Raw genomic sequence first — 502 nt, forward strand, 5'->3', positions numbered from 1 at the left:
GCTAGTCGATGCTGAAGCACTTGCTACCGCGCTGGTTGATGCTGAAGCTGAGGCTACTGCGCTAGTCGATGCTGAGGCTGAAGCAACCGCGCTAGTTGATGCTGAGGCTGAATCGACTGCACTTGTTGATGCTGAGGTTGAAGCGACCGCGCTAGTTGATGCTGATGCTGATGCGACTGCACTTGTTGATGCTGAGGCTGAAGCTACTGCACTTGTTGACGCTGAGGCACTTGCTACTGCACTTGTTGACGCTGAAGCTGAAGCGACCGCACTTGTTGATGCTGAGGCTGAAGCTACCGCGCTAGTTGATGCTGATGCACTTGTTGATGCTGAGGCTGAAGCTACCGCACTTGTTGACGCTGAGGCTGATGCGACCGCACTTGTTGATGCTGAGGCTGAAGCTACCGCACTTGTTGACGCTGAGACTGAAGCTACCGCGCTAGTTGATGCTGAGGCTGAAGCTACTGCACTTGTTGACGCTGAAGCACTTGCTACCGCACTT

1 pseudogene is annotated in these 502 nt (G+C 54.2%); it reads left to right on the top strand.

Annotated features, from left to right (window positions below):
* A pseudogene (locus ADM33_RS11635) lies at nt 1-502 on the top strand (hypothetical protein); the annotation flags it as partial.

It is taken from the genome of Streptococcus oralis, from assembly GCF_001075875.1.
In the GTDB taxonomy this organism is placed as follows: Bacteria; Bacillota; Bacilli; order Lactobacillales; family Streptococcaceae; genus Streptococcus; species Streptococcus oralis_I.